This window comes from Hoskinsella mucinilytica, assembly GCF_045223415.1.
Taxonomy (GTDB): domain Bacteria; phylum Bacillota_I; class Bacilli_A; order Erysipelotrichales; family Erysipelotrichaceae; genus Hoskinsella; species Hoskinsella mucinilytica.
Window position 1 is genome coordinate 1 of sequence record NZ_JBEQZJ010000110.1, and the last position, 746, is coordinate 746.

Annotated in this window: 1 protein-coding gene; it reads right to left on the reverse strand. The window is 36.6% G+C overall.

Going from position 1 to position 746, the window contains the following annotated elements:
- Nucleotides 1-719: DegT/DnrJ/EryC1/StrS family aminotransferase (locus UGRO018_RS17725; protein ID WP_416327842.1), on the reverse strand; the 719-nt coding region annotated here is incomplete at its 3' end.
- Nucleotides 720-746: the final 27 nt, after the last annotated feature.

Here is a 746-nt window from a genome sequence, read left to right on the forward strand (position 1 = left end):
ACATTTGTCGCAATTCCTGCTTCTGCCATCCGCATTATGATTTCATTACGTTGATTCGCATTTTTCCCTAACATCCTTACCATATAAAGATGTCCACTGGAATTTGTATGGTCCAGTAATTCCACATTCAATTGTTTGAAGGCTTCATCATATTTATTTATGATTTCTTTCCTTCTCTTTAATATCTCTGGATATCTTCTTAGCTGCGCTAAACCAATACCTGCCATGATATCTGTCATATTACATTTATAATAAGCTCCCTTGATATCGTATTCCCATGCTCCTAATTGATTCTTTGCTAAAGCATCCTTGCTTTGTCCATGAAGTGATAACAACTGATATTGTTTATAAATTTCTTCATTATCAACACCCTCATGATTTTGCCAAGTTACCGCTCCTCCTTCTGCTGTTGTTAGGTTCTTAACTGCATGAAATGAGAAGTTGGTGAAATCCGCAAATTGACCACTTCTTTTGCCATCTTTTTCAGCTCCAAACGAATGTGCTCCATCTGCTACTATGATGATTCTTCCATAAGCTTTCTGTATTTCATTAGATGCATGGAATACATCTTTTTTCTTTTTTACGATTTCATAGATTCTCTCATAGTCGCATAACACTCCACCTATATCTACTGGTATGATTGCCTTCGTTTTTTCTGTGATTGCTTCCTCCACTTGATCGTAATCCATCTCATAACTGTCTTTTTGTGAATCGACCATCACTATGGTAGCTCCCACATGTTCAAT